Here is a 23,490-nt window from a genome sequence, read left to right as displayed (position 1 = left end):
CTACCGAAAGCTCGCCATGCCCGCGCCGTCGATGTTGAGTTTCTGCCCCGAGCAATAGGGGTTGGCGTCCGACACGAACCACAGCACTGCCGCGGCGACGTCGTCGGGCGTCGGCACGCGGCCGAAAGGGAATTTGGCGTCGAGGTGGTGGATGTCGTCGTTGCCGGTGATCGCGCGGGCAAGGCGTTCGCCCATGTCGCTGACGGTCAGCGAGGGAGCGACGATGTTGACGCGGACGCCGTTCTTCATTTCTTCCTTCGCGAGCGTCAGCGCGAGCGCTTCGCCCGCCGCCTTGCCCATATTATAGGGCGCGCCATTGGCGCTGTGGCTGAGCGTCGCGACGCTGGAAATGACGATGATATCGCTGCGCTCGTGCGTGCGAAGCTGGGGCAGCGCGAGGCGGCTGACGCGGTGCGGGCCGAGGGCGTGGACCCCGATGACGCGTTCGAGTTCGGCGGGATCGGTGTCGGCGACGCTCCTGCCGCGGCTGGCGATGCCGGCATTGTTGATCAGGATCGACATCGCCCCGAAATCGGCCGCGATCGCTGCGATCATCGCGGCACAGGCGTCCTCGTCGGTGACCGAGGCCCGATAGGCCTTCGCCTTGCGGCCGAGCGCCTGGATCGCGGCGACGGTCTCGGCCGCCGCGGCTTCGTCGCGGGTGTAGTTGACCGCGATGTCGGCTCCCGCCCGCGCGAGCGCCAGCGCGATGCCGCGGCCGATGCCGCGCGAGGCGCCGGTGACGAGGGCGGTGCGGCCGGCGAGGGGGGCCTCGGTCATCTCATTCTCCCTGTTCCATCAGTTCGTCGTAGATCGCGTCGTCGCTGCGGCTCGCGGCGTTGCGCCATTTCGGTGCCGCCTTGCGGTTGAGGACGCGGCCATCCGCATCGATGATCGCGATCGTCGGCGTGCCCTTGATCTTGAAGCGAAAGCGCTTCGGCACCTCGGGGTGGCGGACGAAATCGGCGTGCGGCATGCCGATGTCGGCATAGACGAGGACGTAGCGGTCGCGGACCGCAGCGAAGCGGTCGGTGGCGATCAGGTTCGCGAACCAGGCGCTGTCATGGCATGTGTTGGTGCCCATGACGAGGAGGACGCGCTTGCCTGAAGTTCTGGCTGCGGCGAGCGCGGCGTCGATATCCGCCATCGGGTCGGCGTCGGGATCGAAAACGTCGGTCTTGTAGGGGTCGGCGACGCCGATGATGGTCTTTTCGGCGCTTTCCTTGGCGGCGGTCGCAGGCGGAACGGCGAAAAGCGCGGCGGCGAGCGCGAAGACGGGGCGGCGGGTCATGGCGCGACGATAGCAGTGCGCGCGAAGAATCGGAATGACGTTTCCGTCAACGTAAGGTAGCGTTGGGCGCATGAGCTGGAAAAAGGAAGTCGACGAGCTCGCCGCGCGGCGGGCGATGGCCGAGAAGATGGGCGGCGCCGAGAAGGTCGCGCGCCAACACAGCCGCGGCAAGATGGACGCGCGGGCGCGGATCGCCGGGCTCGTCGATGCCGGCAGTTTCCGCGAGATCGGCAAGATCGCGGGGCGGGGGAGCTACGGTCCCGACGGCGAGCTGGAAGATCTGGCGGCGAGCAACTTCATCTTCGGGCGCGCGAATATCGACGGGCGGCCGGTGGTCGCGAGCGCCGACGATTTCACGGTGCGCGGCGGCGCGGCCGATGCGGCGCTGCACCGGAAGTTCATCCAGTGCGAGGCGATGGCGCACGAATATCGCCTGCCGCTGATCCGCATGATCGACGGCACCGGCGGCGGCGGGTCGGTGAAGACGCTCGAAGCGGCGGGCCACACCTATATTCCGCAGGTCCCCGGCTGGGACCGGATCATCGCCAATCTCGACACGGTGCCGGTGGTGGCCCTGTCGCTCGGGCCGACCGCGGGGCTGGGGGCGGCGCGGGTGGTCGCGAGCCATTACAGCGTCATGGTGCGCGGGTTGTCGCAGCTGTTCGCGGCGGGTCCCGCAGTCGCGGCGGCGATCGGCGATACGCTCGACCGTGAGGAGCTGGGCGGCAGCGACGTGCATACGCGCAACGGGGTGGTCGACGACGAGGTCGCGAGCGAGGCCGAGGCGTTCGCCGCGGCGCGGCGCTTCCTCTCCTATCTGCCCGCTTCGATCCACGAGCGCGCGGCGCGAACCGCGTGCAGCGATCCCGTCGACCGGCGCGAGGAGGCCCTGCTGTCGGTCGTCCCGCGCGAGGCAAAGCAGGTCTATGCGATGCGGCGCATCGCCGAAGCGGTGTTCGACCGGGGCAGCGTCTTCGAGATGGGCGCGCGCTGGGGACGGGCGGCGATCACCGCCTTCGCGCGGCTCGACGGCTGGCCGGTGGCGGTGCTGGCGAGCGATCCCTCCTATCTCGGCGGATCGTGGGATGCGAAGACGAGCGAGAAGGTCGAGCGCTTCGTCAAGCTCGCCGACCAGTTCCGGCTGCCGATCGTCCATCTGGTCGACAATCCGGGCTTCATGATCGGCGGCGAGGCCGAGCGGACGGGGACGATCCGGTACGGGGTGCAGGCGATGAACGCCATTTATCGCGCGAGCGTGCCGCTCGCGTCGGTCGTCGTGCGGCGCGCATACGGGATCGCAGGGAGCGCGATGTCGAACGCCGAGCGCTTTCAGTACCGCTTCGCCTGGCCTTCGGGCGACTGGGGCAGCCTGCCGATCGAGGGCGGGATCGAGGTCGCTTACAAGAGCGAGCTCGAAGCCGCCGAGGATCCCGCGGCGCTTCTGGAGGCGATCCGCGAGCGGCTGAACCGGGTGCGTTCGCCGTTCCGCACCGCGGAGACGTTCCGCGTCGAAGACATCATCGACCCGCGCGACACGCGGCCTTTGCTGTGCGAGTTCGCGGAGTTGGCGTGGCGGGTGTTGGGGTGAATCACGCCCTCCCCTTCAGGGGAGGGCAGCGAGACTCAGCAGCTTGCTGCCTAGTCGCAGCGGGTGGGGTCCATCGGCCTTGCTCTCCGCCGCGAAACCCCACCCCAATCCCTCCCCTGAAGGGGAGGAGCTTCTTACCCCTCCACATTCCCCCGATACCGCCGGCTGCCGCGGAGCGCCTCGCCGCTTTCGGTCTCGACGTCGAAATCGCCGCTCTTGTGGGTGATCACGCGGCGCACCGCGTCCTTGCGGACGAGGCGGCTCCTGTGGATGCGGGCGAAGCCGGGGCCGAGGTCGGCCTCGACCGCGCTCAGCGTCGCACGGTGGAGCAGGCGCTGGCCGCGCCACGCGATCTCGACATAATTGCCCGCCGCCGCGACATGCTCGATCTCGTCGACCGGCAGATGGTGGGTGACCGACCCGTCGCCGACCGCGAGCACCCGTCGCTCGGGCGCCGCGGTAGGCGGGGCGGCGTAGCGCGCGACGAGCCACTGGACGAGGAAGAGGATGAAGACGAGCTCGACATAGGCCGAGAGGTCCTTGCGGAATTCGTAGAGGATCGGCGATCCGTCGGGCGCGGTGAAATGATAGTCGATCCCCATCATCCACCACAGCATCGTGCGAAAGGCGACCATCAGCGCGATATGTCCAAGCGAGATGGGGATGGCGAGCAGCGCGTGGATCGCGACCGTGGCGGGCAGCGGGACGCGCGGCGGGCGGATGCGCTGGACCGCGAACCAGCAGGGGATCATCATCGCCGCCCAGGCGATGAGGCTGCTGCCCTCGAGCATCCAGGCGATCGTCGGCGAGGTGGCGAGGCCCGCGCCCTCGCGATCGGCGATGTAGGAATACACATTGGCGGCGATGCGGACGAGCCCGAAGAGGAAGATCGCGCTCAGCAGCAGCGCGGTGAGCGCGCGGGCGCTGAGCCCGCCAGTGGGGCCGCTCGTCCCGGCTCCGCCGCCGCTCGTCCCTCGCGTCTCCTCGTCCGTCACACCGGCTCCGCTTCTCGTCCCGCCGGGATCGCCCGCCGGCCGCCTTTCCGATTAGCGGCTGCGGCATCAACCGGCAAAGGAGATTCGCCGCGATGGATACGAAGCGACATTATGGAATGGACTGGCTCAGGATCGGCGCCTTCGCGCTGCTGATCCTCTATCATATCGGCATGTTTTTCGTGCCGTGGGGCTGGCACGTCAAAACCCCGCACCCGATGGACTGGGTGCAGATTCCGATGATGGCGACGAACAGCTGGCGGCTGCCTTTGCTCTTCCTCGTCTCGGGCTATGCGAGCGCGGCGCTGTTCGCGAAGCTGGGCGCGCCGGGCGCCTTCCTCCGCTCGCGGAGCGCGCGGCTGCTGATCCCGCTCGCCTTCGGCATGGTCGTCGTCATCCCGGTACAGCCGTGGATCGAGCTCGTCACCCAGCATGGCTATGCGGAGAGCTTCCTTCACTTCTGGGTGCATGACTATTTCCGCTTCGGGACGCTCGAGGGGATCGTGCTGCCGACGTGGCAGCATCTGTGGTTCGTCGTCTATCTGTTCGCCTACACGCTGCTCGCGGTGCTGCTGCTCCTGCTGATGCCCGAGGCGGCGCGGGGGCGGATCGCCAACGCGGCGGCGCGGCTGCTCGGCGGCTGGGGGATATTGATCCTGCCGCTCGCGGCGTGGATGGCGATCCTGTTCGCCTTTCCCGGCTACCGCGAGACGCACGCGCTGTTCGACGACGGGCCGAACCATCTCCACTATCTGGTGCCCTTCTTCACCGGCTGGCTGCTCCGCGTGCGGCCGGTGCTGTTCATGGCGGTGGCGCGCACCTGGCGCACGGCGGCGGTGCTCGCGGTTGGGGCCTATGCCTATGTGGCGTGGGCGATCTGGGCGGCGCCCGGCGAAGGGCCGCCGCCGGTGGGTGTCGTCACCTGGTTCATGGCGATCCGGCTGGTGCAGGGCTGGGCGGCGATCGTCGCGCTGGTCGGGATCGCCGACCGCTTCTGGAACCGCGACCATGCCAGCCGCCCGATGCTCGCCGAGGCGGTCTTCCCCTTCTACATCATCCACCAGACGGTGATCGTGCTCGTCGGATACTGGCTGCTGCTCGCCGGGGTGGGGCCGCTCGCCACCTTCGCGATCCTGGTCGCCGCGACCGTCGCGGGATGCTGGGCCTTCTATCTCGGCGGCCGGCGCGTGAACTGGCTGCGCCCGCTGATCGGGCTGCAGCGCCGCGCGTGACAGGCGCGCGGCTTTGTGTCAGCCTTCGCGGGGATCGGAAGAGGAGAAGCGACATGGGGATCGTGAAGGCACTGGCGGCGATCATCGGCGTCGCCGCCATCCTGATGGGCGGGCTGTGGGCGCTCCAGGGGCTCGACATCGTGCGCTGGCCGTCGAGCAGCTTCATGCTCGGCGATACGACATGGACGCGCAACGGCGTGGTGCTGATCGTGGTGGGCGTGGTGCTGGTCTGGTTCGCACGCAAGCCCTGAACGCGTGTCAGGAGGCGGCGAGGCGGGGCAGCGCCTCGCCGTCGACCCGCATCACCGTCCACTCGTCCATCATCTTGGCGCCGAGACTCCTGTAGAAGCCGATCGACGGGGCGTTCCAGTCGAGCACCCACCATTCGAGGCGCGCGCAGTCACGCTCGATGCAGAGCCCCGCGAGATGCGCGAGCAGCGCCTTGCCGAGCCCCGATCCGCGCGCTTCGGGGCGGACGAACAGGTCTTCGAGGTAAATCCCCGGCTTCCCCTCGAAGGTCGAGAAATTGTGGAAAAAGAGCGCGAAGCCCTGCGGTGTCCCGTCGATCTCGCCGATCACGACCTCGGCATAGGGGCGCAGCCCGAACAGCGTCTCGCCGAGCTTCGCCTCGTCGAAGCGGACTTCGTGCGCGAGCTTCTCATAATTGGCGAGGTCGCGGATGAACTGCGCGATCAGCGGCAGGTCGGCGGGCGCGGCGGGGCGGATGCTGAGCGTCATGCGCGCCCTGTGTCGGTTGGACGTGCGGCTGTCAAATCCGCTTTCGCGCGAACAGGATCGCGAGCGCGGCGATGACGAGCGCGGGCTGGCCGATCACCGCCGGCGCGTCGGCCCGGAAGGTCGCGGGGCCGCAGATGCCGGCAGCGACCTCATAGATGTGGAGCAGGCCGTGCAAGGTCAGCCACAGCCCGCCGACCACCGCGGCGCGCCAGTGGCGGATCGGGTTCGCGGCGGCGTAGAGGAGGATCAGCCCTGATCCCAGATAGGCGAGGCCGATGTCGCGGATGAAATGCGCGTTAGGCGGCCCGGTGGTGACGACCGTCGGCACGAAGACATACCAGTCGAGCGGCTTTGCGAGCATGAAGGCGCCGTTGGCGATGCAGGTGATCGCGGCGACGAGTAACAGCAATTGGGCGAGGCGGTCGAGGGCGTCAGGCTTACCGAATGTCATGACAGGCTCCCTTCGTGCAGTTGGCGGCGCGCGCCGCTCAGGTCAGCGGATCAACCGGATATCGACGCCCAGCAGCGATTTGGCCGATTCCATCCGCCGGTCGGCAGTCAGAACGGGTAATTCGTTGAACATCGCCTGCGTGATGCACGCCCTGTCGCCGAGCGACAGCCCGAACGGCTTGGTGAGCGGGCGTAACTGAGCCACCTGCCAGCTATGCTCTTCGCGAAACGAGCGGATGCGCATCGGGAGCGGAGCGATGATCTCTCGCGCCTTATCGAAGTCCATGCCGCCGTCCAGAAGAGTCGCATAGACTTCGCTCAAATTGACGGCCGAAATCTCGGACCCGTTCAGATGCGCGAAGACATGGTCGCCGCCCGGTTCGTCGAACAGCACCGCCAGTATCGCCGAAGCATCGAGCGTGAAGCTCATTCCTCCGCCGCTTCCGCCCATTTGTCCCGCAGATAGGATTCGACGCTGACCGGGCGTTTCAGTCCGGCCTTGACCTTGGCCCGGATGTCCCGAAGCATCGCCGCCTGGCTCCGAAGAACCACCGTGTCCCCCCGACGCTCAACAACCAGCGTGTCTCCGTCAACGAACCCCAATTCGCGCCGCAATTCGGCAGGGATGACGATCTTGCCACCCTTGATCAATTTGGCGTGATAGGACATGAATGACTCCTTAGGTCCCACATTCTAACATGGGACCTAAAAGGAAGCAAGAAACCTACGCCGCCTTGCCGTGCAGTGTGTCCATGCTCACCGCGCTTCCCGCCTCGATCTCGGCCGCCTTGGCTTCGACCAGCTTGACGATGTGCCGGATCATGTCGGCGTCGGCGACATGGTGGTCGGTGACGCCCGACAGATAGACCATATGCTTGCCGTTGCCGCCGCCGGTGATGCCGATGTCGGTCTCGCGCGCCTCGCCGGGGCCGTTGACGACGCAGCCGAGGACCGAGAGCGACATCGGGGTCTTGATGTGCTGAAGCGCGTCCTCAAGCGCCTGGACGGTGCGGATGACGTCGAAGCCCTGGCGCGCGCAGCTGGGGCAACTGACGACGCGGACGCCGCGGGTGCGGAGGCCCAGCGATTTCAGGATTTCATAGCCGACGCGCACTTCCTCCTCGGGCTCGGCCGAGAGGCTGACGCGGATCGTGTCGCCGATCCCGGCCCAAAGGAGGTTGCCAATGCCGAGCGCGCTCTTGACCGTGCCCCCGATCAGCCCGCCCGCTTCGGTGATGCCGAGGTGCAGCGGGCAGTCGACCGCCTCGGCGAGCTGCATGTAGGAGGCGACGGCGAGGAAGACGTCGCTCGCCTTCACCGCGACCTTATAGTCGTGGAAGTCGTGATCCTGCAGCAGCTTGATATGGTCGAGCGCGCTTTCGACCAGCGCCTCGGGGCAGGGCTCGCCATATTTTTCGAGCAGGTCCTTCTCGAGGCTGCCCGCATTGACCCCGATGCGGATCGCGCAGCCGTTCGCCTTCGCCGCGCGCACGACCTCGCCGACGCGCTCCGACGATCCGATGTTGCCGGGGTTGATACGCAGGCAGGCTGCGCCCGCGTCGGCGGCTTCCAATGCGCGCTTATAGTGGAAATGGATGTCGGCGATGATCGGAATGCGCGCCGCGCGGACGATCGACCCGAGCGCCGCGGTCGACTCGGTATCGGGGCACGAGACGCGGATCAGGTCGGCGCCGGCATCCTCGCAGCGGCGGATCTGGTCGATCGTCGCCACCGCGTCGCTGGTCGGGGTGTTGGTCATCGTCTGGACGCTGATCGGCGCGCCGCCGCCGACGGGGACGTCGCCCACCATGATGCGGCGGCAGTCGCGTCTGGAGATGTCGCGCCAGGGGCGCAGGCCGGGATTGTGATCGCTCATAGGGTCGTCCTCGGGGAGAGTGCCCGCTCTTTAGCCGCCCCGCCGCCGCTTGGCAAAGCGGTTGCACATGGACGCCGCGACGGCCAAGGTCGCGGCCCCGCCACGACCCGAGGATAGACGATGACCCGCCTGCTCGCCGCCGCCCTGTTCGCCCTGCCGGGACTCGCCGCCGTTCCCGCCGCCGCGCAGGAGGTGCCGACCGGCCCGATCGACGTGTCGGGCGGGGTCGAGATCGTCACCGACTACCGGTTCCGGGGGATCTCACTCAGCGGCGGCGACGTCGCGGTGCAGCCGACGATCACGCTCAGCCACGACAGCGGCCTTTATCTGGGGGCGTGGGGATCGACCATCGAGGATACGCCGGCGTTCGGCGAGGTCGAGGTCGACCTGTACGGCGGCTATGCGACCGAAGTCGCGCCGGGGACCTCGATCGACCTCGGGCTGACCTATTACTGGTATCCCGATGGCGAGCGCGCCGCGGGCCCGAGCGACTATGTCGAGGCGACGGGCAAGCTGTCGCACATGCTGGGGCCGGTCGAGGCGAGCGGGCGGGTCAGCTACGCGCCGAGTCAGGCGGCGCTCGGGCATGACGACAGCCTCTATCTGGCGGGGGATCTGTCGGCGGGCATCCCGACCACGCCGCTGACGCTGACAGCGTCGGTCGGCTACACCGACGGCGGGCTCGCCGCGCTCGCGCCGGGCGGACATTATTGGGACTGGTCGCTCGGCGCCTCGGCGAGCTTCGGCCGACTGACCGCCGGCATCAAATATGTCGACACCGACATTCCGGCGACGGGGGTGAAGGCGGTCGACAAATATTTCGATTCGGGCGTGGTCCTGTCGCTGGGAGTGTCTTTCTAGAGAGGTGCACGTTAAATCCCGTTCGTGTCGAGCGAAGTCGAGACACCCATCGACCTTGCGCTACACCGATCGGTGTCTCGACTTCGCTCGACACGAACGGAGGAGAGAAGATGCTGATTTGAGGTAGGGTGTTCCATCGCAATTTTATGTCGGCGTTCGGCGATGCCGCGCAAGGGATTGTTGCAAATTTGTCGCATCGGGACACCTAACGCGCGCCGCCGCGACTTTTCGTTTGTGCATCGCAGCAATTTCGTGAACATCGAACCCACGTATGACCGGACTGGCCCGTGAACGAGGCCGGCCGTTCGTGCGGCAGGCAGGGACGATCCTTCAGACCTTTTTAGGGGATCAACCCATGAAGACTTTCTCCCGCGCATGCTTCGGCATGGCCCTTGCGCTGTCGGCGCTTTCCACATCCGCTTATGCCCAGGAAGCCGAAGAGACGGCGGACACGAGCAGCATCACCATTTCGGGGAGCGCAACGGTCGTCAGCGACTATCGCTTCCGCGGCTTCAGCCAGTCGAACGAAGAGGCGGCGATCCAGGGCGGCATCACCGTCAGCCATGACAGCGGCCTCTATGTCGGCACCTGGGGGTCGAGCATCGGTTTTGCCAACGGCACCGAGATCGACGTGTTCGGCGGCTATTCGAAAGAAGTGACCTCGGGGCTGACCGCCGACATCGGCGCGACGCTCTATCTTTATCCCGGCACGTCGAACAGCTCGGTGATCGAGCCCTATTTTTCGGTCAAGGGTGACATCGGCCCGGCGTCGGTCAAGACCGGCATCGCCTGGGCACCCGGCGGGCAGGACTCGCTCGGCGACGCGAGCGCGGTCTACCTCTACACCGATGCCGGCGTGGGGATACCGAACACGCCCTTCACGCTGAACGGCCATGTCGGCTACGCCAAGAGCGACAGCTTCCTGGGCGGAGCCGACGGCGAGGTGCTCGACTATTCGGTCGGCGTATCGGCGAGTTGGAAGATGCTCACCCTCGGCGTGTCCTACGTCAACACCGACGCGCCGAAGCTCGGCGGGTTCAAGGAAGCGGTCGGCGCCGATGGCGCGGTGATCTTTTCGCTCGGCGCGTCCTTCTGACGCCGGGCCGGGGCGGCTTTCTGAGGGGGAGGCCGCCCCTTTTTCGTCAGCCCGTCAATCGGGCCAGCGCCCAGCGCGGCTCGACCGGGCGGCTCGCGTCCTCGACATGCGCGGCGACGCGCGCGCCGATCGCGGGGGCGAGCGCGAAGGCGCGGCCCGCGCCGCCGCCGACCACCCACACGCGCGGATGATCGGGCAGCCGGTCGAGCAGCAGGTCTCCGGTCGCGGTGCGGCAGTCGTGCGCGGCGGCGCTCGCGACGACCGGCGCATCGGCAAGGCGCGGCAGGCGGCCGGCGAGCCACTGCCGCACCTCGGCCAAGGCGCGCTCATCGGCGCGGCGGTCGAAGCTGTCGGGATCGACGGTCGCGTCGGGGGTGCTTTTCCACACCCGCACCCCGACGCCTTCGACGTCGGGAAGCAGGTTGAAGCCATAGGCACGGTCGACGAGCGCGGGCATCGCGGGCGGGCGGAACTGGGTATCGCCCTGGCCGGGGCCGAAATGGAAGACCTGCTGGCGCACCGCCGACAGCCGCTGCGGGGTCAGCGTCTGCGGGAACAGCTCGGTCAGCCACGCCCCGCAGGCGTAGACGAGGCTTTTCGCGGTGCCGCCGTCGGGGAGCGTGTAGAGGTCGCGGCGCTTGTCGCGGAGGGGCGCGGGCATCACGACATCTTCGGGCGCGACCTGGGCGTCGAGGATGGCTTCGAGCACCCCGCGGCGCCCGGCGAGCATCGCGCCCTTTTCGGCGACGAGCGCGGCTTCCTCGGGGCGCCAGGCGATCTGGGTGTAGCGCGCGCGGAGCCGGTCGCCGCCGAGGCGGTCAACATCGCGCGGCGGTGCGAAGGCGTCGGTCGCGGCGAGCGCGGTCACCGCCTCGCAAGGCGTGAGGATCGGCAGGCTGGCCGTGTCCGAGAGGCGCTGCCACGCCTTGGCGCTTTCCTCGACCAGCCCCGCATAGAGCGCGTCGCCTCCCTGCACCGGATCGAGCATCATCGATGCGAGGTTCGACGCCGCGCGGCCGTTGCCCGCGCCATAGGCGTCGAAGAGGCGGACGCTGAGCCCCTGCCGGACGAGGTGCCACGCGGCCCAGGCGCCGAGCGCCCCGGCGCCGATAACCGCGACGTCGACATGCTGAACTTGGGGCCGGGCGGACTTGCGCTTCTTGGGTTTACGTTCCTTGCGTTCGGCGGCCGCGGCCGCAGTCGTCACGGGCAGCGCAGCAAGCCCGGTCAGGATGGCGCGGCGCGAGGGGGCGTTCATGACGGGCGATCCTCACCCACCGTATCCCCGAGCGAAGACGAGGGGCTCGTTCGAGCGGAGCGAGAACCAGCAACGTCGCGGCCTCGACTTCGCTCGGCAGTGCCCCTCGTCTTCGCTCGGGGATACGGGGGATATGGCATCTTGCAGTTCCTCACCTGCCGGCGGCAGAGCCCTTTTTCTTGTAATAGCGATAGCCGCCGACCCAGGTTTCGAGCGGCGTCATGCGGCGAATCTCGTCGGGGCTCGCGAGCAAGGGATCGCTTTCGAGGATCAGGAAGTCGGCGCGCATCCCCGGCATCAGCGTGCCGAGCCGGTCCTCGGCGAAGCCCGCGAACGCCGCGCTGCGCGTGAAGCCGTCGAGCGCGGTTTCGCGGCTGACGACTTCCTCGGGATGCCAGCCGCCGAAGGGCTGGCCCGCGGCGTCGGTGCGCGAGATGGCGGCGGCGATGCCGGGGAAGGGATTGGCGCTCTCGACCGGCACGTCGGATCCGAAGGCGAGGCGGACGCCGGCCTTCTCCATGCTCCGCCACGCATAGGCGCCCTTCAGCCGCTCGGGCCCGAGCCGCGCTTCGGCCATCAGCCGGTCCGACGGCTGGTGGATCGGCTGCATCGAGGCGATGACGCCCAATTGCTGGAAGCGCGGAATGTCGAGAGGGTCGACGATCTGCGCATGCTCGATGCGCCAGCGCCGCTCCCCCGGCAGGTCGGCGGTCAGGTCGCTGATGGCGTCGAGGGCTTCGGCGTTGGCGGCGTCGCCGATCGCGTGGATCGCGACCTGGAACTTGTCCATCGAGGCGCGGACCATCTTGTTGCGGAGCTGCGCGGGGGTGAGGAGCGGGAGGCCCTTCTGCCCCGGCGCGTCGCTGTACGGCTGCTTGAGCCACGCGCCGCGCGAGCCCAGCGCACCGTCGAGATAGAGCTTCACCCCGACCATGCGCAGCTTGTCGTCGTAGAGCCAGGGGGTGGGCCCCGGCCCGCCGATCAGCGCCATATTGTCGATGTCGTGGCCATAGCTGATGATGCGGATCGCGAGGCTCCGCTTGTCGCCGGCGCGGCGAAAGGCCTGCCAGTCCTGGATGGTCGTGCCCATGTCGGCGATCGTCGTGATCCCCTGTTCGAGCAGCTTCGACTGCGCGAGCAGGAAGGCGCGGTCGAGATCGCGCGCGAGCGGCTTCGGAACCGCCGACGCGACGACGCTGGTCGCGGCGTCGACGAAGATGCCGCTCGGCTGCCCGCCCGCCATTTCGATGCGCCCGCCCTCGGGCGCCTTGGTCGCCGCGGTGACGCGCGCCGCCCGCATCGCCGCGCTGTTCGCCCAGCCGGCATGGCCGTCGACGCGTTCGAGCCAGACGGGGCGGTCGGCGACCGCGGCGTCGAGGTCGGCGGCGGTCGGAAAGCGGCCGAGCCCCCATTTCTCCTGATTCCAGCCGCGGCCGATGATCCACGGCACCTCGGGATTGTCGGCGGCATATTTGCGGATCGCGGCCTGCGCCTCGGCGAGCGAATTGGTGTCCGAAAGGTCGAGCAGCATCAGCGAGAAGCCGAGCCCCATGACATGGCCGTGCGCGTCGATCAGCCCCGGGATCAGCGTCTTGCCCTTGCCGTCCTCCCTGAAGTCGGGGCGCTCGGGGCGCTTGTCCTTGCGGTCGAGCAGCTTCGCGACCTTGCCGTCCTTGTCGATGACGAGCCCGGTGAAGCGGACGAGCTTGCCGTCCTTGTCGAGCGTAATGCCATTGACATTGTCGACCAGCGTATCGGCGTGCGCGGGGGCGGCGAGGAGGAGGGCTGCGAGTGCGGCAGCAATAAAGCCCCTCCCCTTGAGGGGAGGGGTTGGGGGTGGGGTCCATCGGCCTTGCGCAAGGGTTCGAGACCCCACCCCAACCCCTCCCCTCAAGGGGAGGGGCTTCAAGAAAATATCGCGCCTCATTTCGGTAGCCTCGTCACCAGCGAACTCGTGTCCTTCCGCCCGCCGCCGGCCTTCTGCACGTCGGCGTAGAATTGGTCGACGAGGCTCGCGACGGGGAGCGTCGCGCCATTGGCGCGCGCTTCCTCGAGCGCGAGGCCGAGGTCCTTGCGCATCCAGTCGACCGCGAAGCCGAAATCGAATTCGTCCTTCGCCATCGTCCCCCAGCGGTTGAGCATCTGCCAGCTCGCCGCGGCGCCGCCCGACACCGCCTCGAACACCTTGTCGGTGTCGAGGTCCGACGCCTGGGCGAAGCGCAGCGCTTCGGACACGCCCTGGATGACGCCCGCGATCGCGATCTGGTTGACCATCTTGGTCGTCTGCCCCGCGCCCGGGCCGCCGATATGGACGATGCGCCCGGCATAGGCGCGCATCACCGGCTCGGCCGCCGCGAAGGCCTCCGCGCTGCCGCCGCACATGATCGAGAGGGTGCCGTTCTGCGCCCCCGCTTCGCCGCCCGAGACGGGCGCGTCGACGCTGAGCAGCCCGAGTCCCTCGGCCTCGACCGCGAGCCGGCGGGCGATGCGCGCCGAAACGGTGGTGTGATCGACGAACAATGCGCCTGTCTTCATCGCCCGGAACGCGCCGTCGGCGCCGAGCGTCACCTCCGCGAGATCGTCGTCGTTGCCGACGCACGATAGGACGGCATCGGCTCCCGCTGCGGCTTCGGCGGGGGTCGCGGCCGCCCGGCCCCCATATTGCGCCGCCCAGGCGTCGGCCTTGGCGCGGGTGCGGTTGTAGACGGTGACGCTGTGTCCGGCCCTGGCGAGATGACCCGCCATCGGCCCGCCCATGACGCCGGTGCCGATGAAGGCGATGCGGTAGGATGTTTCGCTCATGCCCGGTCCATAAAGATGCTTTGCCCACGGCGCTAGAGCACTGAACGGAATAAGCCCCTCCCCTTTAGGGAAGGGGTTGGGGTGGGGTCTCGAACCCTTGCGCAAGGCCGATGGACCCCACCCCCAACCCCTCCCCTGAAGGGGAGGGGCTTAAATCGGCCTTTCCCTTCGCGATGCTTGCCGTTAGGGCCAGCGCGCTATGACAGACCTTGCAACGCTCTCCGCCGCCGACTTCCCGGCGATCACATTGGACGATGTGCGCGCGGCGGCGGGGCGAATTAACGGCGCGGTCGTGCGGACGCCGACCCTCCATTCGCAGACGCTGTCCGAGATGGTCGGCGCCGAGGTCTGGCTGAAGTTCGAAAATCTGCAGTTCACCGCGGCTTACAAGGAGCGCGGGGCGCTCAATGCGCTGCTCCTCCTCGACGACGAGGCGAAGGCGCGCGGCGTGATCGCAGCGTCGGCGGGCAATCACGCGCAGGGCCTCGCCTATCACGGCAAGCGGCTTGGCGTCCCCGTCACCATCGTGATGCCCAAGTCGACGCCGCAGGTGAAGGTGTCGCAGACCGCGAGCCACGGCGCGACGATCGTCCTGTTCGGCGAGAAGTTCGACGATGCCTATGCCCATGCGCGCGAGCTCGAAAAGGAACGCGGGCTGACCTTCGTCCATCCCTTCGACCACCCGCACGTCGCCGCGGGGCAGGGGACGGTGGCGCTCGAAATGCTCGAGGATGTGCCTGAGCTCGACACGCTGATCGTCCCGATCGGCGGCGGCGGGCTGCTGTCGGGCATGGGCACCGCGGCGCGCGGCATCAAGAACGACATGCGCCTCGTCGGGGTGCAGGCCGAGCTCTACCCGTCGATGTACGCCGAACTCAACGGCGTCGACATGGCGTGCGAGGGCGACACGCTCGCCGAGGGCATCGCGGTCAAGGAACCGGGCGCCTACACGCGCAAGCTGGTGGCCGAACTCAACGACGACATCGTCCTCGTCGCCGAACGCCATCTCGAGCGCGCGGTGAGCCTGCTGCTCCAGATCGAGAAGACGGTGGTCGAGGGCGCGGGCGCCGCGGGGCTCGCGGCGATGCTCGCACACCCAGAGGAATTCGCGGGGCGCAAGGTCGGCCTCGTGCTCACCGGCGGCAATATCGACACGCGCCTGCTCGCCAACGTGCTGCTGCGCGACCTCGCGCGCTCGGGCCGCATCGCGCGGCTGCGCATCCGCTTGCAGGACCGGCCGGGCGCGCTGTTCAAGGTGATGAAGCTGTTCGACGAGAAGCAGGTCAACATCATCGAAATCTATCACCAGCGCATCTTCACGACGCTGCCCGCGAAGGGGCTGATCACCGACATCGAATGCGAGGCGCGCGACCGCGAGCATCTCGACAGCCTCGTCGCCGCGCTGCGCGAGGCGGGCTATATGGTAACCACGGTGGAGCTGGCGTAGCTTGTTAAGCCCTCCCCTTCAGGGGAGGGCAGCGAAACTTGGCAGCTTGCTGCCTAGTTGCAGCGGGTGGGGTCCATCGGCCTTGCGCAAGGGTTCGAGACCCCACCCCAGCCCCTCCCCTGAAGGGGAGGGGCTTGTTATGGTCGTAAACATGAAATCCTTCACCCTCTCCCTCACCGCCACCCCCGACACCATCGACGAACTCGGGCATGTCAACAATGCCGTGTGGGTCCAGTGGATCCAGCAGGTCGCGACCGCGCATTGGGACGCCGCGGCGCCGCAGAGCCACAAGGATGCCTATGTCTGGGTCGTGGTGCGGCACGAGATCGACTATCTGCGCGCGCTCGGCCCCGGCGAGCGCGTGACCGCGCGAACCTGGGTCGCCGATGCGCCGCAGGGCGCGAAGTTCGACCGCTTCATGGAATTCACCGGCGCAGACGGGCGCGTCCATGTTCGCGCGCGGACGGTGTGGGCGCTGCTCGACAAGGCGAGCGGGCGGCCGCTGCGGGTGACCGCGGCGGTGGTGGCGCCCTTCCTGGCGGCGCCATGACCGGCGGCTGGCGCCCGATGCGCGCCGCGGATCTCGATGCGGTCGTCGCGATTTCCGACGCGGTGCACGGCGTCTTCACCGAACCGCGGACGGTCTATGCCGAACGGCTCGACCTTTATCCCGAGGGCTGCCGCATCTTCGAGCGGGACGGCGCGGTCGCGGGCTTTCTCGTCACCCATCCCTGGCATCGCGGCGCGGTGCCGAAGCTGGGGGCGCCGCTCGGCGCGCTGCCCGCGCCCGCCGAGGTCTATTATCTCCATGATATCGCGCTGCTTCCCGCGGCGCGCGGGACGGGCGCGGGCGTCGAGGCGACCGCCTTCGTCCGACGCCAGGCGCGGCGCGCGGGCTGCACCGAAATCCGCCTCGTCGCGGTGAACGGCGCCGACAGCTATTGGCGCGCGCAAGGGTTCGACGACGCCGCGCCGGGCGAGACGGGGCCCTATGGGCCGGGGTCGTATCTGATGCGGTGCCTTGTTTAGCGAGTGGTGACCGCGACGCGCCGCCGTTCGACCCAGCCCTTCGCGCAGGTCGACGCATAGCGGGCATCGAGGCCCCGCCCGGTGCCGCGGCATGCGTGGCGCCCCTGCGCGAAATGCACCCACAACCAGTCGCCGCGCGACCCGCAGACATAGACGGGCGTGCCGCGCCCCAGCTTCCCCACCTTGCCGGCGGCGATCGTCGGGGTGCGATAGACGCTCGTCTTGCGCCTCGACGCATCGCCCGCGATCACCGCATGGGGACAGAGCGCAGGCGCGGCCGCCGGGCCTTGTGCGGCGAGCAGAAGGGCGAGCGAGGTGGCGATCATGGTGCGGTCTCCTGTCGGTCGGCGCGGTCCGTTCGGTGCCGTAGGCCATTCTTATGCGGATGGTCGCCGCTTCGCCAGCGCGAACCGTACGGGGGAGAGACGGCGCCGGCCCTGGGATAGGGAATTGCCGTTGTATTCTTCGTCATTCCCGCGAAGGCGGGAACCCAGCGTGGGATCAGCCTACGCCCGCTCTGGGTTCCCGCTTTCGCGGGAATGACAAAGTTATGAGGCAAGGCATGTCACTAATCGACTGTCTCCTTAAGCTCCGCAGGCGCGGCAATAGCGAAAGACCCCGCTCGCCTTCGTGCCCGCCCCCATCTCGGCGACCTCGTAGCGCGCGATTTCCTCGAGGCGGGCGAGCGGCAACGGGCGGCGCCAGGGGTCGCCGACGAGCGTTTCGATGCCGCGATCGAGGCAGCGGTCGAGGAAGGCGGTGACCGCCGCGGCGAGGTCGCCCGAATAGAAGAGGTCGCCGACGAGGACGAGGTCGACATCGGGGATGGCGAGGCTCGCCACATCGCCCGCGCGAATGTCGAGCGACACGCCATTGGCCGCCGCATTGAGCGCCAGCGCCGCGAGCGCATGGGGATCGGCGTCGACCGCGATGGTGTCCCGAGCCCCGGCCTTTACCGCGGCGATCGCGACCAGCCCCGACCCGGCGCCGAGATCGAGCACGCGCCGCCCCGCGACGCTCTCGGGATGGTCGAGGACATAGCGCGCCAGCGCGAGCCCGCCCGCCCAACGATGCGCCCAATAGGGGGCGTCGTCCCCCGCGAGACGCCCGACCCCGCTTGCCGGCACCGCTTTGTGCAGGCGGATTTCGGGGATGCCGGGGACGGGCAGCATCGGAAGATGCGCGCGGATGAAGGCGGTGGCGTCGGGCGAGGTCATGCGCGGGGATTAGAACGGGATGACGGCATATGGAATCGTCATTGCGAGCGAAGCGAAGCAATCTCCAGCTCTCGTTCGTTTATGCCTGTAGCTGGAGATTGCTTCGCTCCGCTCGCAATGACAGGGCTCGATCGAGCCCCGTTCGGCGTTGATCGCCGCCGCCAAAGCTGATAGGCGCCGCCGCGATGACCAACGACCGATCCCTGCGATTCAAGGCGTATTGGCGCTCCTTTACCTAGGAGCGGCATGGCATCATCCTGTGACCATCGCCGCCGTGTTCGGACAGGCGAATGGTCAGCATCATACTCCCTTCCGTCCCGGCGCGCGCTTTTTGAAGAAGACGCGACATGACCGATACCTTGCTTGCCCTGTCCACCGACCGCTGCCGCATCGCGCCGCTTACCGCCGACGACGCGCGCGGGCTTGCGGCGATCACCGATGAAACAGTGACGTCGCAGGTCGATTTCCTGCCGACCCCCTTCACCGAAAGCGACGCCCGCGCGCTGATCGCGGGGTCGGGCCGCGGCGACGTCTTCCACGCGGTGCGCGGCGCCGGCGGCGCCGGGCTCGACGGCGTGATCGGCGTGCATCGCCGCGCGGGACGCGACTATGAGATCGGATACTGGTTCGCGGCCCGCGCGCGCGGGCGCGGCATCGCGACCGAAGCGGTGCGCGCGGTCGTCGATGCGCTCGCCGCGTCGCGGCCCGGCTGTTCGATCATCGCCGAATGCCACCCCGACAATGCGCGGTCGCGCGCGCTGTTGCGCCGCGTCGGCTTCGTGTCGACGGGGCTCGCGGGGCGGCGTCCGGGGCGGATGCTGTTCGCGTGGCGCGCGGCGCCGCTCGACCGCATCGACGTGTGCTGAGCGGTCAGCCGGGTGCGCCGACCTCGTCGGTCAGCGCCTGGACGATCGCGGCGACCGAGGTGGGGGCATAGGCGAAGCCCATATGGCCGCAGTCGACCTCGACCTGCCGGTCGCTTTCGTGCGGCAGCCCGCGCGCGCTCGCCACCGCGACGACGCCGTCGTGCGCCGACCACAGCGCGAAGGTCGGCATTTCGGGGCGCGGCGCGGGGTGAAAGTCGATCGGCGGATTGTCGACCGGATGGCGCGCGATCAGGTGATAGAGGCGCCACGCGCGATTGGCGCGGCGGCTGCCCGAAAAGGGCGAGCCGAGCGTGACGACGCGCGCGACCTTGCCCGGATGATGCTTGGCATATTCGCGGGCATAGATGCCGCCGAGGCTCCACCCGACGAGCGCAGGGGCATGGCCGGTGCGGTCGATGATCCACTGGACGCGGCCGTCGATGCGCTCGATGATATCAGCCGTCGCGCCGCGGTTGAAGCCGAGACCCCAGGCGTAGCAGCGGAACCCCGCGCGCCGCAGGTCGGCGCGCAGCGCCTTGGTCGCCCAGTCGCCCGACAGGAAGCCGGGCAGCACCATCACCGGCGGATGCTCGCTGTCGGGGTTGGGCTCGGGCGGCAGCGGGCGGACGCGCCCGCCGATCGCGCGCAGCAGCCCGCCCGCCTCGCGCCACAGCAGCGCGAGCCGCGGCGGCGCGTCGGGATCGGGAACGCGCGCCGGCCATTCGGCGCGGCGGGAGAGGAAGGCGCGGATCATCATGGGGCACATCCCATATTCGTCATTCCCGCGAAAGCGGGAATCCAGCTACCCTTGCCCCGCGCCGAGCGCGCCGAGATGGGGAAGCGGGACCCCGGATCAAGTCCGGGGTGACGAAAAGAGAAGCTCACCCCTTTGGAACCAGCTTTACCAGCTTGCCGTTCTTGCCGTCGGTGAGCAGCCACACCGATCCGTCCGCATGGACCTCGACCTCGCGGATGCGGGTGCCGAAATCCCAGCGGTCGGATTTGTGCAGCCTGTCGCCGTCTATCCCCATCCGGATCAACCCCTCGCCCGATAGCGCACCCATCAACAGGCTGTTCTTCCAGCCGGGATAGAGGTCACCGCCGTACCAGGCGAGCCCCGCGGGCGAGATCGACGGGTTCCACCACAGCTTCGGCGCGTTGAACTCGGGACGGGTCGGATGATCGGGAATGGCCTTGCCGTCATAATGGTCGCCGTTCGACACGATCGGATAGCCGTAATTGCCGCCGCGCTCGACCAGATTGACCTCGTCGCCGCCCTTCGGCCCCATCTCCTGCTGCCACAGCTTCCCCGTCCCGTCGAAGGCGATGCCGAGCAGGTTGCGATGGCCGAGCGACCAGATTTGCGCGGTGATGCCCCCCTTGTCGGAAAAGGGGTTGTCGGCCGGCACTCTGCCGTCGGGCTTCAGCCGGATGACCTTGCCCAGATTCTTGCCCATGTCCTGCGCCGGATCGAACTTCTGCCGCTCGCCCGAGGTGATGAAGAGATATTGGCCGTCGGGCGAAAAGGCGAGGCGGTGCGAGAAATGGCCGCGTCCCGGAACCTTCGGGTCCTGCTTCCAGATGATCTCCAGCCCCTCCAGCTTCGGCGCGTCGCCATCGACCAGCTTTGCCTTGCCGACGACGGCGCCGAAATTGTCGCCCTCTCCGGCCTCGACCCAGCTCAGATAGATGGTGCCGCTCGCCGCGAAATCGGGGGCGAGGATGACGTCGCCGAAGCCGCCCTGGCCGCCATAGGCGACCGCGGGCGCGCCCGCGACATCGAGCGTCGCGCCGTCCGCCTGCCAGAGTTTCAGCTTGCCCGCCCGCTCGGTGACCAGCGCCCGCGTCCCGCCGGGCAGGAAGGTCATCGCCCAGGGCTCGGCGAAGCTGGCGACCTCCCGCACGGTGAAGGGCGCGTCGGCGAGCGGGGTCGCGGGCTGGTCGCCCGATGCGTCGAGCGCCGATGTGTCGGACGCCGCGCTCGGGGAACTGCCTGCAGAGCAGGCCGCGACGACGAAGGCGGCCGGGAGCGCGAAGGTCTTGAGGGTCTTCATGGGGAGGCTTGCCTTGCTGGGAAAGGAAAGGCGCGCATTTTGCCGCGACCGCGGACCAAAGTCGAGAGGCGGCCGGAGTTGTCCTGTCCAGATCCTTGATTATTCGTCACCCTGAACTTGTTTGGCGTTCATCCCCTTAAGACAAGGAAGCTGGTGATCCCCGGCGAAAGCCGGGGTCCAGATGGCGTGCGCCTGCCTCGTATGGACCCCGGCTTTCGCCGGGGATCACTTACTTGTTCGAAGGGGATAATCGCTAACTTGTTTCAGGGTCCATGGCCTGCCGTCGAATACAGCGCGGCGCGGAAGGAGAGGCCCGGCCATGGATGCTGAAACGAGTTCAGCATGACGAAGGGAAGGAAAATCGTGATTCGTCTGGCATTTGCAAACAGCCAAACGCCAACCAGAACCCTAGCGCCCCGCGTCGCGCCGCGCCGCGATCGTCTCGACGCTGTCCATGATCGCGTCGATCGCCTCGCTCGCCGGGGGCGCCTCGGCGCGTTTCTGCGAGAATTGGCCCCGCGCCATGATCTCTTCGAGCGCGGCCCGCGCGCGCGACACGCGGCTCTTCATCGTGCCGAGCGCGCAGTCGCAGATCGCGGCGGCTTCCTCATACGACATGCCGCCCGCGCCGACGAGGATCAGCGCCTCGCGCTGGTCCTGCGGCAATTCCATCAATCCCCGTTGCAGATCGGCCATCTCGCCCGAATCCTCCTGCGCCGCCGGGGTCGAGAGGGTGCGTTCGACGACGCCCTCGTCATATTCGCCGCGAAACTTGTTGCGGCGCATCTGCGACAGGAAGGTGTTGCGCAGGATGACGAAGGTCCACGCCTTGATCGAGGTGCCGCGCTCGAACCGGTCGCGCGAGGCCCAGGCCTTGACCATCGTGTCCTGCGTCAAATCGTCGGCCAGGTCGGGATTGCCCGACAGGCTGCGGCCGTAAGCGCGCAAATGGGGAATGACGTCTGCCAGCAGCGTCTTGAACTCGCGGTCCGAAAGACTGGCGTCATCCTTCGGCTGCTCCGCAGCATGGGAACGGGTCATTCGGGACGTTTCTGGTCGAGCCGGGACAAAAGGTCGAGCATGCGGTCGGGCAGGTCCTCGGCGACGATCGTGCCGTAAATCATGCGCAATTTGGCGCTCATCGGTTCGGGCGACTGCCGGCCGGTCAGGACGCGATGCCATTCGTCCCCGCCGACGCCGGGGAAATGGTCCCGCGGCCAGCGCGCATTGTCTGCCACCACGGGCGATGCGCCGTTGCCGTTCATCCTTTTCTCGCCGTGGGTTGCCATGTCCCAGCAACGACAGAAAAAGCCCCGAGTTCCCACGCCCTATGAATTTTCGTCGCAAAGCGTTGCCCAGAAACCACAGTTGCGCGGAAGCCCGTGCCCTAACCCAGATTAGCGCGCCGCGCGGGGTGGCGGTCTAAGGTGACGAATGGTCCGCTTTGCTTGCGGGCCGAAGGGGGCGCGCGACATGCTATCGGTCATCTATGTCAGCGTCGCCGATCCCGCCCTGGGCCGGGAGGATATCCACCGGCTTGTCGACCGGGCGCGGGACAATAACAGGCGCGACGGGCTGACGGGTGCGCTCATCTACAACGGACAGAATTTCATGCAGCTGCTCGAAGGGCCGGTCGACAAGGTCGAAATGTGCCTTTCGGCCATCCGCGCCGACCGGCGGCACAACGGGATGATCGAGCTCCGCCGCCGACTGGTCGCCGAACGCGAATTCGCCGGCTGGTCGATGCTCTACAGCCCGCTGTTCCGCAGCCATGACGAGAATCTGGCGCGGCTCGCGGCGAGCGGCCGGCTCGACCCGGAGGATGAAGAGCTGCTGACCAATTTTCTGGCGCTCGGCAGCGGGGACGGCAGGAAGAGGTGAGCGGCGGCGGCGCGCATCCCCCTCCCGGCCGCGGACATAGTTGGGCTTTGCAACGCCCGCGGCACCCGCTAAGCCACCCGAAGATGAGATGTTTTTCCACAGCGCCGCTGATGCGTCCGAACGGATGCCGGTCATGACGAGCGACGCACCCTCCCAGCCTCTCGACGATGCGAGCTTCAAGCGCGAACTGGCCGCGATGCTGCCGCATCTGCGCGCCTTCGGCCGCAGCCTCACCGGCAACGCCGACCTCGCCGACGACCTGGTGCAGGAAACGATGCTGAAGGCGTGGAAGGCGCGCGCGCAATATGTTCCGGGCCCCGCGAGCATGAAGAGCTGGGCTTTCGTCATCCTGCGCAACTGCTTCCTGTCGCAGATGCGGCGCAAGAAATTCACCGCCGACTATGACGAACTCGCGGCCGAGCGGATGCTGGTCGCGCCCGACGATCAGGACGACAGCCTGCACCTCGCCGACGTGCAGCGGGCGCTGATGATGCTGCCGGTCGACCAGCGCGAGGCGCTGGTGCTGATCGGGGCCGGCGGGCTGAGCTACGAGGAAGGCGCGGCGATCTGCGGCTGCGCGATCGGCACGATGAAAAGCCGCGTCTCGCGCGCCCGCGCCGCGCTGCAGGACATATTGGAAGGCGGCCAGATGCCGCTGCGCAGCGAGGACGAACTGCCCGCGAGCGAAGCCTTCGCGGCGATCATGGACAAGGTCGACGACCTGACCGCGAACGGACCGGCGGGGGATTGAGACTATCCTGTCAAACAGCCGCGTGTCCCCGCGAAAGCGGGGACCCAAGGCGATGGGACGC

28 protein-coding genes are annotated in these 23,490 nt (G+C 68.2%); 11 read left to right on the top strand and 17 right to left on the bottom strand.

The genetic code is table 11. The annotated features are described in order from the left end of the window. Positions 1 to 780 carry an SDR family NAD(P)-dependent oxidoreductase gene (locus ACOTSS_RS13235; protein ID WP_448688594.1) on the bottom strand — a complete coding sequence of 260 codons (780 nt, stop codon included), beginning with the start codon at positions 778 to 780 and terminating at the stop codon, positions 1 to 3. Position 781: 1 nt separating this feature from the next. After that, positions 782 to 1,291, bottom strand: a complete 510-nt coding sequence (locus ACOTSS_RS13230) for a thioredoxin family protein (protein ID WP_448688593.1) — start codon at positions 1,289 to 1,291, stop codon at positions 782 to 784. A 70-nt stretch (positions 1,292 to 1,361) separates the two neighbouring features. Between ACOTSS_RS13230 and ACOTSS_RS13225 the strand changes: the two genes are divergently transcribed. Next, a complete protein-coding gene (locus ACOTSS_RS13225; RefSeq protein WP_448688592.1) occupies positions 1,362 to 2,879 on the top strand; it encodes an acyl-CoA carboxylase subunit beta in 1,518 nt (505 codons plus the stop codon). 134 nt (positions 2,880 to 3,013) lie between these two features. On the opposite strand, the gene ACOTSS_RS13220 is transcribed toward ACOTSS_RS13225, so the two are convergent. Then, positions 3,014 to 3,874 (bottom strand): LytTR family DNA-binding domain-containing protein, encoded by an 861-nt coding sequence (locus ACOTSS_RS13220; RefSeq protein ID WP_448688591.1) that lies wholly within the window; start codon positions 3,872 to 3,874, stop codon positions 3,014 to 3,016. A 92-nt stretch (positions 3,875 to 3,966) separates the two neighbouring features. On the opposite strand from ACOTSS_RS13220, the gene ACOTSS_RS13215 reads away from it, so the two are divergent. Both ACOTSS_RS13215 and ACOTSS_RS13210 read left to right on the top strand, forming a co-directional pair. After that, positions 3,967 to 5,103 carry an acyltransferase family protein gene (locus ACOTSS_RS13215; RefSeq protein ID WP_448688590.1) on the top strand — a complete coding sequence of 379 codons (1,137 nt, stop codon included), beginning with the start codon at positions 3,967 to 3,969 and terminating at the stop codon, positions 5,101 to 5,103. Between the two features lie 53 nt (positions 5,104 to 5,156). Beyond that, positions 5,157 to 5,354, top strand: coding sequence for a hypothetical protein (locus ACOTSS_RS13210; protein ID WP_448688589.1), 198 nt, complete (start codon positions 5,157 to 5,159; stop codon positions 5,352 to 5,354). Between the two features lie 7 nt (positions 5,355 to 5,361). Here ACOTSS_RS13210 and ACOTSS_RS13205 read toward each other — a convergent pair whose 3' ends face one another. The 5 genes from ACOTSS_RS13205 to ispG are packed head-to-tail and all read right to left on the bottom strand — an operon-like array spanning position 5,362 to position 8,167. Then, positions 5,362 to 5,841 carry an N-acetyltransferase family protein gene (locus ACOTSS_RS13205; protein ID WP_448688588.1) on the bottom strand — a complete coding sequence of 160 codons (480 nt, stop codon included), beginning with the start codon at positions 5,839 to 5,841 and terminating at the stop codon, positions 5,362 to 5,364. A gap of 31 nt (positions 5,842 to 5,872) precedes the next feature. Next, positions 5,873 to 6,292: a hypothetical protein gene (locus ACOTSS_RS13200; protein WP_448688587.1), complete on the bottom strand. Its 420-nt coding sequence runs from the start codon at positions 6,290 to 6,292 to the stop codon at positions 5,873 to 5,875. 42 nt (positions 6,293 to 6,334) lie between these two features. Further along, entirely contained in the window at positions 6,335 to 6,721 is a 387-nt protein-coding gene (locus ACOTSS_RS13195) for a type II toxin-antitoxin system VapC family toxin (RefSeq protein WP_448688586.1), read from the bottom strand. Then, the gene (locus ACOTSS_RS13190) at positions 6,718 to 6,960 is read right to left on the bottom strand and encodes an AbrB/MazE/SpoVT family DNA-binding domain-containing protein (protein WP_448688585.1); all 243 of its coding nucleotides are present in this window, start codon (positions 6,958 to 6,960) and stop codon (positions 6,718 to 6,720) included. Before ACOTSS_RS13190 ends, ACOTSS_RS13195 begins: the two co-directional genes overlap by 4 nt. 55 nt (positions 6,961 to 7,015) lie before the next feature. After that, positions 7,016 to 8,167 carry a flavodoxin-dependent (E)-4-hydroxy-3-methylbut-2-enyl-diphosphate synthase gene (gene ispG, locus ACOTSS_RS13185; RefSeq protein ID WP_448688584.1) on the bottom strand — a complete coding sequence of 384 codons (1,152 nt, stop codon included), beginning with the start codon at positions 8,165 to 8,167 and terminating at the stop codon, positions 7,016 to 7,018. A gap of 120 nt (positions 8,168 to 8,287) precedes the next feature. On the opposite strand from ispG, the gene ACOTSS_RS13180 reads away from it, so the two are divergent. Further along, the gene (locus ACOTSS_RS13180) at positions 8,288 to 9,028 is read left to right on the top strand and encodes a TorF family putative porin (protein ID WP_448688583.1); all 741 of its coding nucleotides are present in this window, start codon (positions 8,288 to 8,290) and stop codon (positions 9,026 to 9,028) included. A 355-nt stretch (positions 9,029 to 9,383) separates the two neighbouring features. Beyond that, entirely contained in the window at positions 9,384 to 10,124 is a 741-nt protein-coding gene (locus tag ACOTSS_RS13175) for a TorF family putative porin (RefSeq protein ID WP_448688582.1), read from the top strand. Positions 10,125 to 10,170: 46 nt separating this feature from the next. On the opposite strand, the gene ACOTSS_RS13170 is transcribed toward ACOTSS_RS13175, so the two are convergent. The 3 genes from ACOTSS_RS13170 to ACOTSS_RS13160 all read right to left on the bottom strand — a co-directional run bounded on the left by ACOTSS_RS13170 (position 10,171) and on the right by ACOTSS_RS13160 (position 14,184). Next, entirely contained in the window at positions 10,171 to 11,382 is a 1,212-nt protein-coding gene (locus tag ACOTSS_RS13170; protein WP_448688581.1) for an NAD(P)/FAD-dependent oxidoreductase, read from the bottom strand. A 151-nt stretch (positions 11,383 to 11,533) separates the two neighbouring features. After that, on the bottom strand, positions 11,534 to 13,186 hold the full coding sequence (locus ACOTSS_RS13165) for an amidohydrolase (protein ID WP_448691353.1): 1,653 nt from the start codon (positions 13,184 to 13,186) through the stop codon (positions 11,534 to 11,536). A gap of 119 nt (positions 13,187 to 13,305) precedes the next feature. After that, positions 13,306 to 14,184 (bottom strand): NAD(P)-dependent oxidoreductase, encoded by an 879-nt coding sequence (locus tag ACOTSS_RS13160; protein WP_448688580.1) that lies wholly within the window; start codon positions 14,182 to 14,184, stop codon positions 13,306 to 13,308. A gap of 199 nt (positions 14,185 to 14,383) precedes the next feature. On the opposite strand from ACOTSS_RS13160, the gene ACOTSS_RS13155 reads away from it, so the two are divergent. The 3 genes from ACOTSS_RS13155 to ACOTSS_RS13145 all read left to right on the top strand — a co-directional run bounded on the left by ACOTSS_RS13155 (position 14,384) and on the right by ACOTSS_RS13145 (position 16,660). Continuing rightward, positions 14,384 to 15,631, top strand: coding sequence for a threonine ammonia-lyase (locus ACOTSS_RS13155; RefSeq protein WP_448688579.1), 1,248 nt, complete (start codon positions 14,384 to 14,386; stop codon positions 15,629 to 15,631). A gap of 151 nt (positions 15,632 to 15,782) precedes the next feature. Then, on the top strand, positions 15,783 to 16,181 hold the full coding sequence (locus tag ACOTSS_RS13150) for an acyl-CoA thioesterase (RefSeq protein WP_448688578.1): 399 nt from the start codon (positions 15,783 to 15,785) through the stop codon (positions 16,179 to 16,181). Continuing rightward, positions 16,178 to 16,660 carry a GNAT family N-acetyltransferase gene (locus tag ACOTSS_RS13145; RefSeq protein WP_448688577.1) on the top strand — a complete coding sequence of 161 codons (483 nt, stop codon included), beginning with the start codon at positions 16,178 to 16,180 and terminating at the stop codon, positions 16,658 to 16,660. Before ACOTSS_RS13150 ends, ACOTSS_RS13145 begins: the two co-directional genes overlap by 4 nt. Here the strand turns inward: ACOTSS_RS13145 and ACOTSS_RS13140 are convergent. Both ACOTSS_RS13140 and ACOTSS_RS13135 read right to left on the bottom strand, forming a co-directional pair. Continuing rightward, positions 16,657 to 16,986: a hypothetical protein gene (locus ACOTSS_RS13140; RefSeq protein ID WP_448688576.1), complete on the bottom strand. Its 330-nt coding sequence runs from the start codon at positions 16,984 to 16,986 to the stop codon at positions 16,657 to 16,659. The genes ACOTSS_RS13145 and ACOTSS_RS13140 overlap by 4 nt on opposite strands. 258 nt (positions 16,987 to 17,244) lie before the next feature. Further along, entirely contained in the window at positions 17,245 to 17,877 is a 633-nt protein-coding gene (locus ACOTSS_RS13135) for a class I SAM-dependent methyltransferase (protein ID WP_448688575.1), read from the bottom strand. Positions 17,878 to 18,224: 347 nt separating this feature from the next. Here ACOTSS_RS13135 and ACOTSS_RS13130 point away from each other — a divergent pair, with 347 nt between their 5' ends. Continuing rightward, on the top strand, positions 18,225 to 18,743 hold the full coding sequence (locus tag ACOTSS_RS13130; RefSeq protein ID WP_448688574.1) for a GNAT family N-acetyltransferase: 519 nt from the start codon (positions 18,225 to 18,227) through the stop codon (positions 18,741 to 18,743). A gap of 4 nt (positions 18,744 to 18,747) precedes the next feature. Here the strand turns inward: ACOTSS_RS13130 and ACOTSS_RS13125 are convergent, their stop codons facing one another. The 4 genes from ACOTSS_RS13125 to ACOTSS_RS13110 all read right to left on the bottom strand — a co-directional run bounded on the left by ACOTSS_RS13125 (position 18,748) and on the right by ACOTSS_RS13110 (position 22,086). Further along, positions 18,748 to 19,500 carry an esterase/lipase family protein gene (locus ACOTSS_RS13125; protein ID WP_448688573.1) on the bottom strand — a complete coding sequence of 251 codons (753 nt, stop codon included), beginning with the start codon at positions 19,498 to 19,500 and terminating at the stop codon, positions 18,748 to 18,750. Between the two features lie 124 nt (positions 19,501 to 19,624). Then, positions 19,625 to 20,797, bottom strand: a complete 1,173-nt coding sequence (locus ACOTSS_RS13120) for a PQQ-dependent sugar dehydrogenase (protein WP_448688572.1) — start codon at positions 20,795 to 20,797, stop codon at positions 19,625 to 19,627. A 408-nt stretch (positions 20,798 to 21,205) separates the two neighbouring features. After that, entirely contained in the window at positions 21,206 to 21,838 is a 633-nt protein-coding gene (locus tag ACOTSS_RS13115; protein ID WP_448688571.1) for a sigma-70 family RNA polymerase sigma factor, read from the bottom strand. Further along, a complete protein-coding gene (locus ACOTSS_RS13110) occupies positions 21,835 to 22,086 on the bottom strand; it encodes a NepR family anti-sigma factor (protein ID WP_448688570.1) in 252 nt (83 codons plus the stop codon). Before ACOTSS_RS13110 ends, ACOTSS_RS13115 begins: the two co-directional genes overlap by 4 nt. 184 nt (positions 22,087 to 22,270) lie before the next feature. Here ACOTSS_RS13110 and ACOTSS_RS13105 point away from each other — a divergent pair, with 184 nt between their 5' ends. Together ACOTSS_RS13105 and ACOTSS_RS13100 are read left to right on the top strand one after the other, a co-directional pair. Beyond that, entirely contained in the window at positions 22,271 to 22,678 is a 408-nt protein-coding gene (locus tag ACOTSS_RS13105; RefSeq protein WP_448688569.1) for a BLUF domain-containing protein, read from the top strand. A 133-nt stretch (positions 22,679 to 22,811) separates the two neighbouring features. After that, positions 22,812 to 23,429, top strand: a complete 618-nt coding sequence (locus ACOTSS_RS13100) for a sigma-70 family RNA polymerase sigma factor (RefSeq protein WP_448688568.1) — start codon at positions 22,812 to 22,814, stop codon at positions 23,427 to 23,429. Positions 23,430 to 23,490: the final 61 nt, after the last annotated feature.

This window comes from Sphingopyxis sp. NJF-3 (genome assembly GCF_053514865.1).
The sequence above is the reverse complement of the archived record's forward strand: the minus strand, read 5'-3'. Positions and strand labels throughout refer to the sequence as shown.

Coding starts and splice junctions, on each gene's coding strand:
- ACOTSS_RS13235 (WP_448688594.1), bottom strand. CDS start 780: ATGACCGAGGCCCCCCTCGCCGGCCGCACCGCCCTCGTCACCGGCGCC.
- ACOTSS_RS13230 (WP_448688593.1), bottom strand. CDS start 1,291: ATGACCCGCCGCCCCGTCTTCGCGCTCGCCGCCGCGCTTTTCGCCGTT.
- ACOTSS_RS13225 (WP_448688592.1), top strand. CDS start 1,362: ATGAGCTGGAAAAAGGAAGTCGACGAGCTCGCCGCGCGGCGGGCGATG.
- ACOTSS_RS13215 (WP_448688590.1), top strand. CDS start 3,967: ATGGATACGAAGCGACATTATGGAATGGACTGGCTCAGGATCGGCGCC.
- ACOTSS_RS13210 (WP_448688589.1), top strand. CDS start 5,157: ATGGGGATCGTGAAGGCACTGGCGGCGATCATCGGCGTCGCCGCCATC.
- ACOTSS_RS13205 (WP_448688588.1), bottom strand. CDS start 5,841: ATGACGCTCAGCATCCGCCCCGCCGCGCCCGCCGACCTGCCGCTGATC.
- ACOTSS_RS13200 (WP_448688587.1), bottom strand. CDS start 6,292: ATGACATTCGGTAAGCCTGACGCCCTCGACCGCCTCGCCCAATTGCTG.
- ACOTSS_RS13195 (WP_448688586.1), bottom strand. CDS start 6,721: ATGAGCTTCACGCTCGATGCTTCGGCGATACTGGCGGTGCTGTTCGAC.
- ACOTSS_RS13190 (WP_448688585.1), bottom strand. CDS start 6,960: ATGTCCTATCACGCCAAATTGATCAAGGGTGGCAAGATCGTCATCCCT.
- ispG (WP_448688584.1), bottom strand. CDS start 8,167: ATGAGCGATCACAATCCCGGCCTGCGCCCCTGGCGCGACATCTCCAGA.
- ACOTSS_RS13180 (WP_448688583.1), top strand. CDS start 8,288: ATGACCCGCCTGCTCGCCGCCGCCCTGTTCGCCCTGCCGGGACTCGCC.
- ACOTSS_RS13175 (WP_448688582.1), top strand. CDS start 9,384: ATGAAGACTTTCTCCCGCGCATGCTTCGGCATGGCCCTTGCGCTGTCG.
- ACOTSS_RS13170 (WP_448688581.1), bottom strand. CDS start 11,382: ATGAACGCCCCCTCGCGCCGCGCCATCCTGACCGGGCTTGCTGCGCTG.
- ACOTSS_RS13160 (WP_448688580.1), bottom strand. CDS start 14,184: ATGAGCGAAACATCCTACCGCATCGCCTTCATCGGCACCGGCGTCATG.
- ACOTSS_RS13155 (WP_448688579.1), top strand. CDS start 14,384: ATGACAGACCTTGCAACGCTCTCCGCCGCCGACTTCCCGGCGATCACA.
- ACOTSS_RS13150 (WP_448688578.1), top strand. CDS start 15,783: ATGAAATCCTTCACCCTCTCCCTCACCGCCACCCCCGACACCATCGAC.
- ACOTSS_RS13145 (WP_448688577.1), top strand. CDS start 16,178: ATGACCGGCGGCTGGCGCCCGATGCGCGCCGCGGATCTCGATGCGGTC.
- ACOTSS_RS13140 (WP_448688576.1), bottom strand. CDS start 16,986: ATGATCGCCACCTCGCTCGCCCTTCTGCTCGCCGCACAAGGCCCGGCG.
- ACOTSS_RS13135 (WP_448688575.1), bottom strand. CDS start 17,877: ATGACCTCGCCCGACGCCACCGCCTTCATCCGCGCGCATCTTCCGATG.
- ACOTSS_RS13130 (WP_448688574.1), top strand. CDS start 18,225: ATGACCGATACCTTGCTTGCCCTGTCCACCGACCGCTGCCGCATCGCG.
- ACOTSS_RS13125 (WP_448688573.1), bottom strand. CDS start 19,500: ATGATGATCCGCGCCTTCCTCTCCCGCCGCGCCGAATGGCCGGCGCGC.
- ACOTSS_RS13120 (WP_448688572.1), bottom strand. CDS start 20,797: ATGAAGACCCTCAAGACCTTCGCGCTCCCGGCCGCCTTCGTCGTCGCG.
- ACOTSS_RS13115 (WP_448688571.1), bottom strand. CDS start 21,838: ATGACCCGTTCCCATGCTGCGGAGCAGCCGAAGGATGACGCCAGTCTT.
- ACOTSS_RS13110 (WP_448688570.1), bottom strand. CDS start 22,086: ATGGCAACCCACGGCGAGAAAAGGATGAACGGCAACGGCGCATCGCCC.
- ACOTSS_RS13105 (WP_448688569.1), top strand. CDS start 22,271: ATGCTATCGGTCATCTATGTCAGCGTCGCCGATCCCGCCCTGGGCCGG.
- ACOTSS_RS13100 (WP_448688568.1), top strand. CDS start 22,812: ATGACGAGCGACGCACCCTCCCAGCCTCTCGACGATGCGAGCTTCAAG.